The sequence below is a fragment of the Azospirillum sp. UFLA03-27 genome (assembly GCF_059803775.1).
The window spans coordinates 1-15,209 of sequence record NZ_JAUQTX010000173.1; the positions used below are offsets into that span (position 1 = coordinate 1).

The 15,209-nt window shown below is 69.2% G+C and carries 8 protein-coding genes; 3 read left to right on the forward strand and 5 right to left on the reverse strand.

Going from position 1 to position 15,209, the window contains the following annotated elements:
- The first annotated feature begins 51 nt into the window (after nucleotides 1–51).
- The gene (locus Q4I23_RS22355; protein WP_498527667.1) at nucleotides 52–2,061 is read left to right on the forward strand and encodes an NAD(P)-binding protein; all 2,010 of its coding nucleotides are present in this window, start codon (nucleotides 52–54) and stop codon (nucleotides 2,059–2,061) included.
- A 13-nt stretch (nucleotides 2,062–2,074) separates the two neighbouring features.
- On the forward strand, nucleotides 2,075–3,454 hold the full coding sequence (locus tag Q4I23_RS22360) for an OmpP1/FadL family transporter (RefSeq protein ID WP_498527668.1): 1,380 nt from the start codon (nucleotides 2,075–2,077) through the stop codon (nucleotides 3,452–3,454).
- A 39-nt stretch (nucleotides 3,455–3,493) separates the two neighbouring features.
- Here the strand turns inward: Q4I23_RS22360 and Q4I23_RS22365 are convergent, their stop codons facing one another.
- The gene (locus Q4I23_RS22365) at nucleotides 3,494–4,459 is read right to left on the reverse strand and encodes an acetoacetate decarboxylase family protein (RefSeq protein ID WP_498527669.1); all 966 of its coding nucleotides are present in this window, start codon (nucleotides 4,457–4,459) and stop codon (nucleotides 3,494–3,496) included.
- Complete coding sequence (locus Q4I23_RS22370; protein ID WP_498527670.1) at nucleotides 4,456–6,750, reverse strand: NAD(P)-binding protein; 2,295 nt, start codon at nucleotides 6,748–6,750, stop codon at nucleotides 4,456–4,458. The genes Q4I23_RS22365 and Q4I23_RS22370 overlap by 4 nt, the downstream gene beginning before the upstream one ends.
- Nucleotides 6,751–7,014: 264 nt before the next feature.
- Between Q4I23_RS22370 and Q4I23_RS22375 the strand changes: the two genes are divergently transcribed.
- The gene (locus tag Q4I23_RS22375) at nucleotides 7,015–12,774 is read left to right on the forward strand and encodes a trifunctional serine/threonine-protein kinase/ATP-binding protein/sensor histidine kinase (protein ID WP_498527671.1); all 5,760 of its coding nucleotides are present in this window, start codon (nucleotides 7,015–7,017) and stop codon (nucleotides 12,772–12,774) included.
- Nucleotides 12,775–12,786: 12 nt separating this feature from the next.
- Here Q4I23_RS22375 and Q4I23_RS22380 read toward each other — a convergent pair whose 3' ends face one another.
- From Q4I23_RS22380 to Q4I23_RS22390, 3 genes are read right to left on the reverse strand one after another with little or no spacing between them, the layout of a single operon-like run.
- Nucleotides 12,787–13,650 carry an isocitrate lyase/PEP mutase family protein gene (locus Q4I23_RS22380; RefSeq protein ID WP_498527672.1) on the reverse strand — a complete coding sequence of 288 codons (864 nt, stop codon included), beginning with the start codon at nucleotides 13,648–13,650 and terminating at the stop codon, nucleotides 12,787–12,789.
- A gap of 22 nt (nucleotides 13,651–13,672) precedes the next feature.
- Nucleotides 13,673–14,410: an ABC transporter permease gene (locus tag Q4I23_RS22385; protein ID WP_498527673.1), complete on the reverse strand. Its 738-nt coding sequence runs from the start codon at nucleotides 14,408–14,410 to the stop codon at nucleotides 13,673–13,675.
- A gap of 5 nt (nucleotides 14,411–14,415) precedes the next feature.
- Nucleotides 14,416–15,183: an ABC transporter permease gene (locus Q4I23_RS22390; protein WP_498527674.1), complete on the reverse strand. Its 768-nt coding sequence runs from the start codon at nucleotides 15,181–15,183 to the stop codon at nucleotides 14,416–14,418.
- Nucleotides 15,184–15,209: the final 26 nt, after the last annotated feature.

The window sequence follows — 15,209 nt, forward strand, 5'->3', positions numbered from 1 at the left end:
GTTATAGTCTCGTGGGCTCGGAGATGTGTATAAGAGACAGGGGTGGCTGCGATGGGAAAGACGCGTGTGCTGGTGCTGGGCGGCGGGCTTGGGGGCGTGTCCGCCGCGCTGACTCTCACGGCGACCGAGGCGTTGCGCGAGAAGTTCGACGTGACGCTGGTCAGCCACGGCTGGCGGCTGGGCGGCAAGGGGGCCAGCGGCCGCAACGCCAAGCAGGGCCAGCGCATCGAGGAGCACGGGCTGCACATCTTCCTGGGCTTCTACGACAACGCCTTTCGGATGGTGCGCGGCGCCTACGCGGAGTGGGACGAGCCCGCCGACTACGCCTTCCAGACCTGGCAGGACGCCTTCCGCCCGCTGTATCAGGTGACGCTGATGCAGGACATCCCGCGATTCGGCAAGACCCGCTGGCACTCCTGGAACCTTGATTTCCCCAAGCGCTCCGGCACGCCCGGCGACCCACGGTCGCTCGGCCCGAACGGCTTCGCGGCCTTCCTGATCGGCGCGCTGCAAAATCTGGTCGCCAAGCACGACCATCTGCCCGGCCATCTGACCGCGAAGCTCGGGCTGGACGCCCTTGAGAAAGCGCGGACCCACATCGAGGAGGCGGGCGACGGCGCCCTGGACCACGGGCTGATCGTCGATCTGCTCAAGCTCGTCCAGAAAGGCTTCCAGGCGGTCCTGGAACCGCTGCTGAAGCTGTCGGACGAGGGCTGGGAGTTCGCCTGCTTCGCCGATTTCGGCCTCGCCTTCGCCATCGGCTGCTTCGCCGACGTGCTGCCCTACGGCAAGGACGGCTTCGACCGCATCAACGGCGAGGACTTCCGCGAGTGGCTGCAGAAGAACGGCATCTCCGACACCTTCGCGTGGTCGGCCCCGGTGCGCCTGCTCTACGACATGTGCTTCTCCTACAAGAACGGCGAAGCGACCGACGGGCCGGAGAACGCGCGCTTCGCCGCCGGCGCCGCGGCGGAGATCCTTCTGCTGATGGGCTTCGCCTACAAGGGCGCGCCGCTGTGGAAGATGAACGCCGGCATGGGCGACACCGTCTTCACGCCCGCTTGGTTCGTGCTGAAGCAGCGCGGGGTGGACATCAAGCTGTTCCACCGCCTGACCAAGCTGGAAACTTCGGAGAACGGCGCCTGGGTGGAACGGGTGCGCCTGAACCGGCAGGTCGATCTCGTCAACGGTGCCTATGACCCGTTCGTCAAGGTCGGCTACGGCGACGACGGGAAGTGGCTCTACTGCTGGCCGTCCGAGCCGGACTGGAGCCAGATCGTCGACGGCGACAAGATCCGCGACGCCGGTATCAATCTGGAATCGGTGTTCTGCCACTGCACCGCCGGGGAGTCGGTGCTGGAGGTCGGCAAGGACTTCGACCTCGTCGTCCTGGCCATGCCGCCCGCCGCGCTGGCCGACCCGGCGGCCGAGTTGATGGACGCCAATCTGCGCTTCAAGCAGATGGTCGAGGTCACCCCGGCGGTGCCGACCCAGGCGGTCCAGCTCTGGATGACGCCGAGCATCGAGGAGATGGGCTGGAAGGCCGGCCCGACCGCCATGACCAGCTATGTCGAGGAACTCGACAGCTGGGGCGAGATGAGCCATCTCATTCCCGCCGAATCCTGGCCGCCCGGCACGGTCAAGGCCGTGGAGTATTTCTGCGGCACCGCCCATTGGCCGGCCGGCGCCCCTCCCTATGCTTGCGGCCTGCCGCAGCGGATGGCCGCGGACGTCCGCCGGGACGCCACGGAGTGGCTGAACGCCAACGTCGGGGTGCTGTGGCCCAACACGGTCAAGGACGGCGTGTTCGACCAGAGCCAGGTCTATTCCTCCTACTACCGCTACAACCTCGACCCGTCGGAGCTCTACGTGCAGTGCTTCCCGGCGACGGTGGAGACCCGGCTGAAGCCGGGCGACAGCGGCTTCGTCAACGCCTTCCTGGCGGGGGACTGGACGCGGACCTGGTTCAGCGCGGGCAGCGCCGAGATCGCCGTCCTGTCCGGAAAGCAGGCCGCCGAGGCCATCGCCCGTCAGACCATCGACCTTACCCCGTCCGATTGAGAACCCTGATTCAATGCGCGTAATCGCAGCGTTTGCCGCGGCGGCCACTCTGGCCGCCGCGTTTCCGTCCCATGCCACCGATGTCTACACCTTCGAAGGGTTCGGGGCCGTGTCCATGGGCATGGGCGGCACCGGTGCGGCGTCCGACATCGGCGGCGCCGCCATGATCCTCAACCCGGCGACCCTGACGCAGCGCTCCTCCTCCTATTTGGAGGGCGGCTTGGTGGTCGCCGCCCCGACCGGGCTGCGCGCCACGCAGACGCGGACCGGCGAGGTGGCGCACGGCAAGGACACCTTCCCCTTCCAGGGCTATTACATCCCCCAGGGCGGCTTCGTCTGGCGGCATGAGACTCTGGCCTTGGGGCTGGGCGCCTACGCCCAGGGCGGCTTCGGCACCGATTACGGCGAGGGCGCCTTCATGGCCCGGCTGCCGTCCGGCGTCGACAGCGGGCTGCGCACCAGCAGCGAGGCGATGTTCATGCGCGTCCCGTTGGCCGCCGCCTGGGACGTGACGCCGAAGGTCACGGTGGCGGGAGCGGTCGATTACGTGCGGGCGGGGCTCGGCTTCCGCGTCCTCCAGGGGGCCGACCAGCTCGGCGCGCTGGCCGCCACCGGGCGGCTGACTGGACAGGGGCCGATGCTGGGCGCGGCCAGCACCATGGTCGGGATGGGCGGCGGCGTCTATTTCGACATCTTCGACCCGTCGATCACGCGCGCCGGGGTGGAGGGCGATGGGGTGAGCGGCCGGCTCGGCCTGACCTGGAAGCCGCAGGCCGACACCACCGTCGGCGCCTTCTACCAGTTCCGCACAGCGCTCAACAACCTGACCGGCGACGGCTCGGTGATCGTGCTGGCGCCCGACGGGTCGCGGCTGACCCAGCCCGCGAAATACACGCTGGGGAATTTCCAGCTCCCTGCAGAGTTCGGCATCGGCGTCAGCCACCGGCTGCGCCCCGACCTGACCGTCGCCTTCGACTACCGGCGCGCCTTCTGGGCGCAGGCGCTGCGCCAGTACAACATCCGCGTCGATGTGCCAGGCCTCGGCACGGTGTGGGAGACGCTGCCGCAGCGCTACCGCGACATCAACATCTTCGCCATCGGCGGCGCTTACCAAGTGACCGACGCGCTGACCCTGCGCGCCGGCTTCCGCTGGGCCGACAAGACCGCCCCGGCGGAGGACATCGTCTCGGTCATTCCGGTGGTCATCACCAAGCACGCCAGTATCGGCGTCGGCTATGCCTTCTCCGAGACGCTGCGGCTGGACGGCGCCTTTTCCCACGGCTTCCAGGAGTGCGTGAGCAACAGCACGCCGCCCAACGGCTCCGCCGTCAATCCGGGCAAGTTCTGCAACGGTACCGACATCGTGGCGCTGAGCCTCAGCGCCTCGTTCTGAAGAGAGCGCCGGCCCTTTCCGGAGCCGGCGCCCTGTCCCTCACTCCGCCTGCCAGACCACCCGGCCGGGATTGGCGCGGAAGTCCATGTGGATCTGCATGGCGAAATCCACATGGACGGTGGCGCTGCCGTCCGGCCCGGCCGTGAAGCCGAAGTCCGAAATGACCTGATGGCTGGCGTATTCGGCCACCCGCAGCGTCCAGTCGCCGCGCATCGGCCACGCCCCGCGGAAGCGGTCGACGTGCATCGGGCAGTCGATCAGCGCCTGATAGCAGGCCAGCTCGCTGTCCGGGGCGCCGCGGAACTGCTTCAGGTTGATGACCGGCACCGTGCCGGCCAGCAGCGATTCCACCGCCTTGACGGCGACCTCCACCCCCTCGACCAGACCGCCGGGGCGCAGCAGGGCTTTCAGCGCGTCGCCGAGGTCGGCGGCGAGATCCTCAAGGCTCTGCCACGCCGAGCCGGGGGTCCACGGCCCGCCCTCCACGGTCAGCAAGGGGGCGAACACCCCCTCGCAGTCGGAGGACAGGGTGCGGAACAGCGTCGTCTCGCAGACGAAGCGCGGGGCCTCGGCCCCCTCCTCCGGCAGCGTGACGCGGCCCAGCGACTTGGCGAAGCCCCAGCCCTCGCGCCCGCAGACCAGCGGAATGGTCGCGTCCGGAAAGACGTAGGGCATCCACAGCACCAGCCGCGGCCACTGGCCGGGCCGATGCTCGATCAGCGGCAGCCACAGCGAGGCCTCCCGGTAGGGAATCCAGCCGAACGGCTCGGTCGGGCTGGTGCAGCGCCCCACCGACAGGAAGGTGCACAGCGCCACCGGACCGGCCACCGTGTAGCGCACCGCCCCGGCGGGCGCCACGTTGAGCAGCTTGTCGACCAGCGCCTGGGTGTTCACCGGGTTGCTGCGCACGACGAAGGCGGTGGCGAGGCTGTCGGTGAAGACGCCGGGTGCGGCGATCGACACCTCGCCGTGCCCGGCGAAGGAGACGTAGCGGGGGGCGGTCACGACGGCGCCCCGTTCAGGAAGTTCTCACCGGAGATGAACAGCGGCGTCCCGGAGATGGCCCGCGCCGCCTGCATGCCGGACATCACCGTGGCCTCGATGCAGGAGGTGTTGAAGCCGGTGCGGACCCAGCAGCCGGCCAGGAACAGGTTGTAGAACCCGCTCGCGTCGGTGCGCAGCCGGTACTGGGTGGAGCCGGCGGCGCTGCCCGGCAGCGTTTCGGTGGGATCGACGTTGGCGCGGATGATCTGGTGCGACAGCCGCTCCCGCCCGGTGCCGTTCCACGGGTCGTAGAGGACGTTCCAGTTGAAGCCGACGCCGCCATGGCCGGAGACCGTCGCCTTCGGCCAGAAATTGCCCATGTAGGCGTCCAGCCACTCCGCCGCGCTGTCCGTCACAGTGTCCAGCGCCTCCTTCGGCACCGCGAGGTCGGTGGTCGGACGGGCGACCAGACCGGTCTGCCAGACGCCGCAGATGTAATGCACCGACTTCGGCGCGCCGGTCTCGCCGGGGCGGAACTCGTAGGGCAGCGTCTGCCCCATCTCCGCCCAGATCGACCAGGGCTCCGGCCCGGCGACGGCGGCCGGCTGGCCCGGTTCCCAGCCCAGCCCCTGGAGGTCTGGACCGCACCACAGCTGCATGGACAGCGTCGGGATGATGCCGATGTTGCTGGTCATCGCGTTGAAGGCCGGCGAGGCCGCCTGCAACTCCGCCGCCAGGGTCGGCTGGTCGTTCATCGCCTTGAAGCCGCCCATGGAGATGCCGAGGACGGCCACGTCGAAGTCGCGGCCGCGCTGCAGCGTCTCGGTCCCGACCGGCTCCCACGCGCACCAGTGCGACTCCAGCGAGGAGTTGTTGGTGGCGAGCGCCGCCTGGACCTTGTCGGCGTCCTTGATCTGGTCCCACAGCGGCTCCAGCGGCCAAGCCAGGAGAAACTTTTTGTCCTCCAGCGGCACGGTGATCAGCGGCTGGTAGTCGTCCCCGCCGTCGGCCAGATCGACCTGCCGGGCGAGGCGCACGGTTTCGACCAGCGCGCGGTCGTCGGACAGGCCGATGTCCTCGACGCGGCGGAAGAACTTCACCTTCACGCCGTTCTGCAGCAGGGTCTGGTAGATGGGCGCGATGATGACCTCGCCCATGCCCGCTTCCATGTTCCACATCACCGATTCGCGGCAGGTGGCGAACATGCGCACGCAGGACTGCGCCGCGACGCCGGCGCCCCAGTTGGGCTGACGGTAGTCGCCGTCCTTGTACTGCATGAAGGTGTCGTAGCAGGTGCGCAGCGAGCAGCTCTGCTTCAGCGCCTCGGCGTCGCCGCCGTGACGGATCAGCCAGTCGGTGAATTCCAGCTCGTCCAGCGAATCGGCGGTGCGCTTTTCGATCCCGAAATCGGCGATGATGCCGATGGTGAAGGGAAGCACGAAGGCCAGCAGGTCACGGGCCACATGGTTGCTCGGCAGGGTGGCCGCCGCGGCTTCGATCAGCCGCAACAGCGTCATCAGGTCGTGGAAATGCTCCACCGGCGGAGCCGCCGACGGGTTGGACCCAGGCCCATTTCGCGCCCCGTCTGCCAGCGCCCGGATCAACCGGTGGGCGGCCACCGCGGCGTCCTTGGCGGTGGTCACCGCGGCGCCCTTCAGCAGCGCCTCGGCCTGCGCCAGATGGCGGACCTCCCGGTCTTTCCAGCTTCGGATCGCGTCGGCGAAATGGGTGGCCAGCGGCGCCGGAAGGACCTGCTGGTCGGCCGGCAGGACGGGCATCGGCGCGACGGTGCGGCCGTCGATGTGGACCAGCTTGCCGTCGACGATCAGGCCGCTCAGCTCGTCCCAGTTCTCGAACACGTCGCGCACCACGCCGACCAACGACGCGATGGCCTGCGGCAGAGTCGGCATGACGTTGGCCGAGCCCGGCTCGCCGCCCAGCACCGGCCAGGTCAGCGGCCAGTAGGCCGGCTTGCCGCCGTCCAGCACCATGCCGATGGGGGTGAAGCGCTGCGGCTTCAGCACGTCCCGCCAGGACTGGAAGCTGTTGTCCGGCGAGCGCTTCCAGACGTCGAAGACGTCCTGGAGCATCTTGAAGGCGTTGTTGTAGAAGCCGAACCAGACATGCAGGCCGTGCTCCTGGATGCGGTTCCACTGGTCGCGCCCGGTGGCGCCCTTGCCGCCCAGCCGCCAGCCCATCTGGTAGATGGTGACGTCATAGCGTGCCCGCTTCTCGTCCGTGTCGGACAGGAAATGCGCCGTGGTGAGGGCGCCGACGCCACCACCCAGAATTGCAACCCTCGTCTTCGCCATGCTCTCCCCCCGCAGATCCGGCATCCCCGTGACGGCGCCGCGAAATTCCGCGGCACTCGTCAGAAATTGCGGGGGAGATTAGCATAAATTGTCTTACCGCAATTGAACTATTACGCCGTTTCGCCGATGCTACAGGTCTATGACCCGTGCGATCGCCAAGCAAAAATCGTGCAAAACCCCGGCCAGCACGCCCTGCGCTTGCTCCACCGTGGCGCGACCTTCTATAACGGATACCGCAACCACGCGACATAAGGATGCTGCGTCGTGATCGGGGCCATCCCCACCGCAACCGTGCCGGCGTTACCGGGCTTCCGCGTTGTCGAGACGCTGCATGTGGGGTCGCGCTCCACCGTGCTGCGCGCCGTCCGGCGCGACGACGGCCTGCCCGTCATCTGCAAGCTCCTGTCCGGGGCGGACATCGGCGGCGAGGACAAGGCGGCGTTCCAGCGTGAATTCGCCATCGCCCGCCGGTTGCGCCACGCCGGGATCGTGGAGGCGCTGGACTGCGTCCCCCATGGCAACGGGCTGATGATGGTGTTCCGCGACATCGGCGGCGCCGCGCTGGACAGCCTTCCGGACGTGCGGACGGAGGACGTCGCGGTCTTCCTGCGGATGGCGCTCCAGGCGGTCGACGCGCTGGCCGCCGTGCACGACGCCGGTGTCGTCCACAAGGACATCAGCCCCGGCAACCTGATCTGGAACCCGGCGACCGGTCAGTTCAACCTGATCGACTTCGGCATCGCGTCGGAATTATCGCGGGAAGAGGCGGGCGACCCGGACGTCGGCACCATGGAGGGCACGCTCGCCTACATGGCGCCGGAGCAGACCGGCCGCATGAACCGGTCGGTGGATTACCGCGCCGACTTCTACGCGCTGGGCGCCACCTTCCACGACTTCCTGACCGGCCAGCCCCCCTTCCCGTCCGGCGATCCGCTGGAACTGGTGCATTGCCACATCGCGCGGACGCCCGTGCCCGTGCACAAGCTCAACCCGCTGGTGCCCGAGCCACTGGCCGCCATCGTGGCCCGGCTGATGGCGAAGAACCCGGAGGAGCGCTACCAGAGCACCTTCGGCCTGCGCGCCGACCTCGAACGCTGTCTGACCGAATGGCGCAGCCACGGCCGCATCGAGCCCTTCGCGCTGGCCGGCCGGGACGTCCGTCCGGTGTTGCGCATCCCGCAGAAGCTCTATGGCCGCACCGCCCAGTTCCGCGTCCTTCTCGACGCCTTCGGACGGGCCGCCGCGGGCGGGTTCGAAGCGCTGCTGATCTCCGGCTATTCGGGTGTGGGCAAATCGGCGCTGGTGCGGGAACTGCACAAGCCGGTCATCGCCCGCCACGGCTTCTTCATCACCGGCAAGTTCGAGCCGCTGAAGCGCGACATCCCCTACGCGCCGGTGATCGAGGCCTTCAAGACCCTGGTGCGGCAGACTTTCGCCACCGGCCCGGAGTCGCTGGCGCGCTGGCGCGCCCGCCTCCTCGCGGCGCTCGGTCCCAACGGGCGGGTCATCACCGACGTCATCCCGCACGTCGAACGGTTGATCGGCCCCCAGCCGCCGGTCCCGGAGCTGGGTCCGGTGGAGGCTCACGAGCGCTTCATCTACGTGTTCCGCAATTTCGTCCGCGTCTTCGCCGGGGCGGGGCACCCGCTGGTGCTGTTCCTGGACGACCTGCAATGGGCCGACCTCGCCACGCTAAAGCTCCTGGAGGGGCTGGCCGGCGATCCGGACCTCGGCCACTTCCTGCTGGTCGGCACCTGCCGCGACACCGAGGTCGATGCCGCCCACCCGCTGCGCCACACGATCCAGACCTTCGGCGAGCGCGGCGTTCCCGTCCGCGACGTCTCTCTCGGCGGTCTCGACGCCGACGCGGTGGTGGCCCTGCTGTCCGACACGCTGCACGCGGCCCCCGACGACGTGCGCCCCCTGGCCGAACGGCTGATCGCCAACACGCTGGGCAACCCCTTCTTCCTCGGGCAGTTCCTGGAGTCGCTGGAGCTGAGCGGGCTGATCGCCTATGACGGCCTCGCCGGGGTGTGGAACTGGAACCTGGAGGCGATCGAGTCCCAGCGGATGGAGCGGATGGTCGACGACGTCGTCACCTTCGTCGTCCGCCGCATCCGCGAGCTTCCCGCCGAGACTCTGGCCGTCATCCAGACCGCCGCCTGCATCGGCAGCGCCTTCGATCTCGCCACCCTGGCCGACGCGAGCCGGCGGACCTCCGCCGCGACGGCGGCGGCGCTGTGGCCGGCCCTGCGCAGCGGGCTGGTGGTCCCGGTGGGCGACGCCTACCGCTACGCCGACATGGACAGCGTGTCGCCGCGCGCCACCTACCGCTTCGTCCATGACCGGGTGCAGCAGGCGGCCTACAGCATGCTGCCGGACGCCGACGCCCTGGCCTGCCATCTCGCCGTCGGCCTCGTGCTGGAACGCAGCCAGGGCCTGACGGGCGATCGGACGACCGATCGGCTGTTCGCGATCACCAACCAGCTGAACCGAGCCCTGCCCCTGCTGTCGCCGGAGCAGAGGGAGCGGCTGGCCCGTTACAACCTTCTGGCCGGGCAGGCGGCGCGCGCCTCGGCGGCGTTGGGGCCGGCCTTCGACTATCTCATCACCGGGGTCGGGCTGCTCCCCGCGGACGGTTGGTCGCGCCTGTACGAGCTGGCGCTCAGCCTGCACGCCGAAGCGGCGGAGATCGCGGCGGTGAACGGCGACGTCGCCGCGGCGATGCCGCTGGCCGAAGCCATCGAGGCCAACGCCCGCACCGTCCTCGACCGTGCCCTGGCGTACGAGACGCAGATCCAGATGCACGTGTCGCGGCAGAACCTGCCGGCGGCGCTCGGTGCCTGCCGCACCGCCCTGGGCCAGCTCGGCAGCCCGATCCCCGAGCGGGCGGACACCCGGCATGTGCTCAAGGAACTTGCCAAGACCAAGCTGGCGCTGCGCGGCAAGGGCGAGGAGGATCTCGTCAACCGCCCGCCCCTCACCGATCCGCGCCTGCTGACGATCGGGCGCATCGTGTCGCGCGTGCTGGCCAGCGCCTATCTGCACGACACCAACCTCTACACGGTGCTGCTGCTGCGCATGGTCCGCCTGTCGGCGACCGAGGGAATCCTGCCGGCCTCCGGCATCACCTACGCCACCTACGGGCTGCTGCACTGCGCGATGCTCGGCGACGTCCCGGCGGGCGCCATGTACGGGCGGGTGGCGCTGCGCGTGCTCGACCGGCTGAACGCCAACCAGGGGCGCGCCCAGACGCTGTTCGTCGTCCATCTGTTCATCGAGGTGTGGCACCAGCCGGTGGCCAAATCACTGGCCGGCCTTCTCGACGCCCACCGGATCGGCCTGGAGACCGGCGACATCGAGTACGCCGCCTATTGCCTGAACAACGCCGTCGCGCAAGGGCTGTTTCTCGGCCATCCCCTGCGGCAGCTCCAGCAGACCGCGGCGGGCCACGCCGCCGCCATCGCGCGTCTGAACCAGCAGACCGCAGCCGGTGTCTTGCGGCCCCACCAGCAGCTCATCGCCAACCTGCTGGGCGAGTCCGACGACCCCACCGTCTTCGCAGGCCCCCACGTCGCGGAGGCGAGCGACGTCCCGGCTCTGGCCGCCAGCGGCAACCGCCTCGCCCTGGACACGATGCACAGCCATCTGGCCTATTTGAACCTGCTGTTCGGCCGGATCGACGAGGCGCGGCGCTGCATGGCGAAGCGCCGTCCCTTCGCCGACGCCTCCATGGGCATGGTGATGAACCTGCGCATGCGGGTGGTCGCCGCCCTGATCGACTTCGCCGCCTGGGACCGCCTGCGCCCCGCCGAGCGGCTGCGGGCGCGGGCCGCGGCGCTCGGGCTGGAGCGCCGGCTCCGCGGCGCGGTCCGCCACGCGCCGACCAATTTCCGTCACCTGCTGGCGCTCGTGGTGGCCGAGCGGCTGCGCGCCACCGGGCGGCTGGACAAGGCGCATCGTCATTACCAGACCGCCGCGGAGAGCGCCCGCGAACAGGGCTTCACCCACGACGAGGCCTTCGCCTGCGAGCGGGCCGGCGAAGCCGCGTTGGCGCGCGGCGACCGCTTCACCGCGAAGGTGATGCTGTTCCAGGCCCGCCACGCCTACCGGCGCTGGGACGCGCTGGCGAAGGTCCGGGCGCTCGACGCCCGGCTGGCCGAGCTGTTCGGCGAGACGGCGGCGGACCAGGGTCCCGTCGACGACGGCTTCCCGCCGCAGCGCCCGGTCACCGCCTCGTCGCGGCGGCGCTCCTCCTCCGGGTCCAGCTCCCACATGGTGGATGTGGAGACGGTGATCCGCACCTCGCAGGCGCTGGCGCAGGACATCCGCCTGGGCGACCTGCTGTGGACGCTGATGAAGCTGGTCATCACCAACGCCGGGGCGACGCGGGGCTGCCTGCTGCTGCCGACCGATGGCGCGTGGCGGATCGAGGCCGACGCCACCAGCGAGGGCGACGCCGCGGAGGTCCTGCAATCCCGCCCGCTCGACGACGCGGCGCCGGTCCTGGTGCGTGGCATCGTCGATGCGGTCATCCAGACCGGGGAGCCGGTGGTTCTGGCCGACGCCGCGAACGACGGCGATTTCCAGTACGACGCCTACACGCGGATGGCGCAGCCGCGCTCCGTGCTGTGCCTGCCCTTGCGCAACCGCAACCAGATGGTCGGCATCCTCTATCTGGAGAACAACCTCGCCGCCGACATCTTCAGCCCGGAGCGGCTGGAGCTGCTCAACCTCCTGTCGGTGCAGATCGCCATCTCCATCGAGAACGCCCGCCTCTACGACGGGCTGGAGCGACTGAACCGCACGCTGGAAGCCCAGGTGGCCGAGCGAACACGCGAGGTGGCCGAACAGTCGCAGCTGCTGCGCGCCACGCTGGCCAGCATGTATGACGGCCTGGCGGCCTTCGACGCCGAGGAGCGGCTGCGCGTCTGGAACGAGCGGGCCATGGCCCTCTTCCAACTGCCGGACACGCTGCGCCGGGTCGGCGTTCCGTATCGGGAGCTGAGCGCCGCGGTGAACGCCTCCGGGCAGCTGCTGACGGCGCTGGTGCCCTCGCCCCTGGTCAGCAGCCCCAGCGAGATCGAGTTCGCCGATGGCCGGGTCATCCAGGTCCGCAGCAATCCCATGCCGGACGGCGGCATGGTGCAGGTCTATGTGGACGTGACGGTGGACCGCAGCCGCGAAAGCGAGCTGCGCGACGCCCACGAACAGCTCCACGCCGCCCATGCCCAGCTCAAGGCCGCCCAGCAGCAGCTCGTCCAGGCGGAGAAGATGGCCTCGCTGGGGCAGCTCGTCGCCGGGGTGGCGCACGAGATCAACACGCCCATCGGCATCGTGATGACCAGCGCCTCCTATCTCGGCGAGAAGATCAGCGCGCTCGAAACGCTGTCCGACACCGGCAAGATGCGCCGGGCCGACTTCCAGGACTTCATGCAGGCCGCGCACGACGCCGCCACGCTGATGATCAGCAACGCCACCCGTGCCGCCGATCTGGTGCAGAGCTTCAAGCAGGTCGCCTCCGACCAGACGCGCAGCGACCGCCGCCGCTTCGACCTGCGCGGCTATCTGGAGGAGGTTCTGGTCAGCCTGCGCCCGACCTGGCACCGCCCGGGCCACGAGGTAAGTCTGGAGTGCCCCAAGGGCATCGAACTGGACAGCTATCCCGGCGTGATCGCCCAGATCGTGACGAATCTCATCACCAACTCGGTCAACCACGCCTACCGGGACGGCGAGAAGGGCCGGATCGCCATCACGGCGCAGACGCTGGAGAACGACGGGGTGCGGCTGGTCTATCGGGACGACGGCTGCGGCATTCCGGCGGAGAACCACGGCAAGGTGTTCGAGCCCTTCTTCACGACGCGGCGGGGCACCGGCTCGACCGGGCTCGGCCTGCACATCGTCTTCAACCTGATCACCGGCCAGCTCGGCGGCACCATCCACCTGGACAGCCGGCCCGGCGAGGGGACGCGATTCACCGTCGAGTTCCCCTGCCGTGCCCCCGGAAAAACGCCGCCGAGCTGAGACGGCGGACAGTCAGTCCGTCTCGGGATGGCGCTTCTCGAATTCCCAGACGCGCTCAAAGCCCATCAGGCGGGTGAAGTCGGGGAAGGGATAAAGCTCTCCCCGATACTCGGCGCTCGACCCCTTGGCGAGGATTTCGCCGTAGGCGCTGCGCAGCGCCGCGGCCATCGCCAGGAAGCCGGTGGCCGGGAAGATGGCGATGCGGTAGCCGAGATCCTCCAGCCGCGCCCCGGTCATCACCGGCGTGCGCCCGCCCTCCACCATGTTGGCAATCAGCGGCTTGCCGATGGTCCGGCAGATCCGCTCCATCTCCGCCTCGCTCTCCGGGCTTTCCACGAAGATGATGTCGGCACCGGCCTCGGCGTAGGCGTCGGCGCGGCGCAGCGCCTCGTCGAGGCCGAGCGTCGTGCGGGCGTCGGTGCGGGCGATGATCAGGAAGTCGCTCGACGAGCGCGCCTCGCAGGCGACGCGGATCTTGCGCACCATGTCGGCCGTGGGGATGACCCGGCGGCCCGGCGTGTGGCCGCACTTCTTCGGGAATTCCTGGTCTTCGAGCTGGATGGCGGCGGCCCCGGCCTCCTCATAGCCGCGGATGGTGAAATCGACGTTGAGCAGGCCGCCATAGCCGGTGTCGCCGTCGGCGATCAGCGGCGTCGATGTGCCGCGCGCGATGGCCCGCACCCGGCCGACCATGTCGCTGTAGGTGGCGAGCCCGGCGTCCGGCAGGCCGAGATGGCTGGCGACGGTGCCGTAGCCGGTCATGTACAGCGCGTCGAACCCCATGCCGTCCGCCACCTTGGCCGAGATCATGTCGAACACGCCGGGGGCCGAGATCAGGCCCGGCTGCGACAGGCGCTGTTTGAGGGAAATAGTCATGTCTGTGGAATCTCCGGAAGTCTTACGAGGCCCGCCGGTGCATGCGCCGGTCGATGTGCAGCAGGCCGGCGCTGATGAGCACGGCGGTGGTGGCAAGGATCAGCACCACGGCCATCATGGTGCGCACGTCGTGCCCGCCGATGGCGTTCATGACGAGGTAGCCGAGGCCGCGCTGCGAGGCGAACATCTCGCCGATCAGCACGCCCAGCAGGGTCAGCGAGAAGCCCACCCGCAGGCCGGACACCAGTTCCGGCAGGGCGGCGGGCAGGATGATGGTGGAGACGAGCTGGGGCGGCGACAGGCGCATCACCCGCGCGCTGCGCAGCATCACCGGCGGGATGGTGCGGACCGCGTTCATTGTGAAGATGATCACCGGGACGATGCCGTGGATCGTCCCGAAGGCCACCTTGGCCGACAGGCCCAGCCCGAAGGCCAGCAGGATCACCGGGTAGAGCGTGATCTTCGGCAGCGAATAGAGCGACACCAGGATCGGCTCCGCCACCTCCCCGGCCAGCCGGTTGATGCCGAGAGCGATGCCGATGGTCAGCCCGCCGAGCACCGCCAGCAGCAGCGAATAGAACAGCGCCACGCCGGTCTCCGCGACGTGCGGCCAGAAGGTGGCGGAGCCCAGCAGTTCGACGGCGCGGGCCAGCGTGTCGACGGGCGAGGTCAGGGCGACGCTGCCGACGATCCAGTGCAGGACCTGCCACAGGGCCACCAGCGCGACGATGACGAGAAGCGTGTCGGTCTTTCTGTGCATGGCCGTCAGCGCCTCCGCCGCTGCATGATTCGGCGCTCCCAGGTGAAGAGCACCGCGTTAAGCACCGTCACCAGGACGATGATGAACAGCATCAGCGCGTACATCCGCGAATTGTCGAAGTTGTTGAAGGCATAGGCGATGCTGTAGCCGATGCCCGAGGAGGACATGATGAACTCCGCCGCGATGACGCCGATGAAGCAGTAGGCGATGGCCAGCTTCGCCCCGGTGAACAGGAAGGGCGCCGCGCTGGGCAGCTTGACCATCAGCGCCGTGCGCACCGGGTCCATGCCGTGGACGCGCGCGGTCTTCAGCAGAACGCGGGGAATCCGGTCCAGCCCGTTCAGCGTGTTGATCAGCATCGCCACCACGCCGAACAGCGTGCCGATCACCACGATGGGCGCCGCCCCCAGCCCGAAGATGACGATCAGCACCGGGTAGAAGACGAAGAAGGGCACCGCGTAATAGGTCGCCAGGAAGGGATCGAGCGCCCGGCGCACCCGCGGCATGGCGTGGATCGCCACACCGGCGACGAAGCCGAGCAGGATTGAGGCGATCACCGCCATGGCGACGTTGCCCAGCGTCTCGCCAATGTCGGCGCTGGCCGCCCCCGAGGCGAGAAGGCGGTAGAGGTCGCCGGCCATGACGCTGGGCGCCGGCAGGACCGTCTTGGCGATGACGCCGGCCCGGCACAGAACCTCCAGCAGCAGGACGGCGCCGGTCACCACGATCAGCCGGAGCCAGCCCGCCCAGCTCATGACCTGTCTCTTATACACATCTGACGCTGCCGACGATTATACGC

Coding starts and splice junctions, on each gene's coding strand:
- Q4I23_RS22385 (WP_498527673.1), bottom strand. CDS start 14,410: ATGCACAGAAAGACCGACACGCTTCTCGTCATCGTCGCGCTGGTGGCC.
- Q4I23_RS22360 (WP_498527668.1), top strand. CDS start 2,075: ATGCGCGTAATCGCAGCGTTTGCCGCGGCGGCCACTCTGGCCGCCGCG.
- Q4I23_RS22370 (WP_498527670.1), bottom strand. CDS start 6,750: ATGGCGAAGACGAGGGTTGCAATTCTGGGTGGTGGCGTCGGCGCCCTC.
- Q4I23_RS22380 (WP_498527672.1), bottom strand. CDS start 13,650: ATGACTATTTCCCTCAAACAGCGCCTGTCGCAGCCGGGCCTGATCTCG.
- Q4I23_RS22355 (WP_498527667.1), top strand. CDS start 52: ATGGGAAAGACGCGTGTGCTGGTGCTGGGCGGCGGGCTTGGGGGCGTG.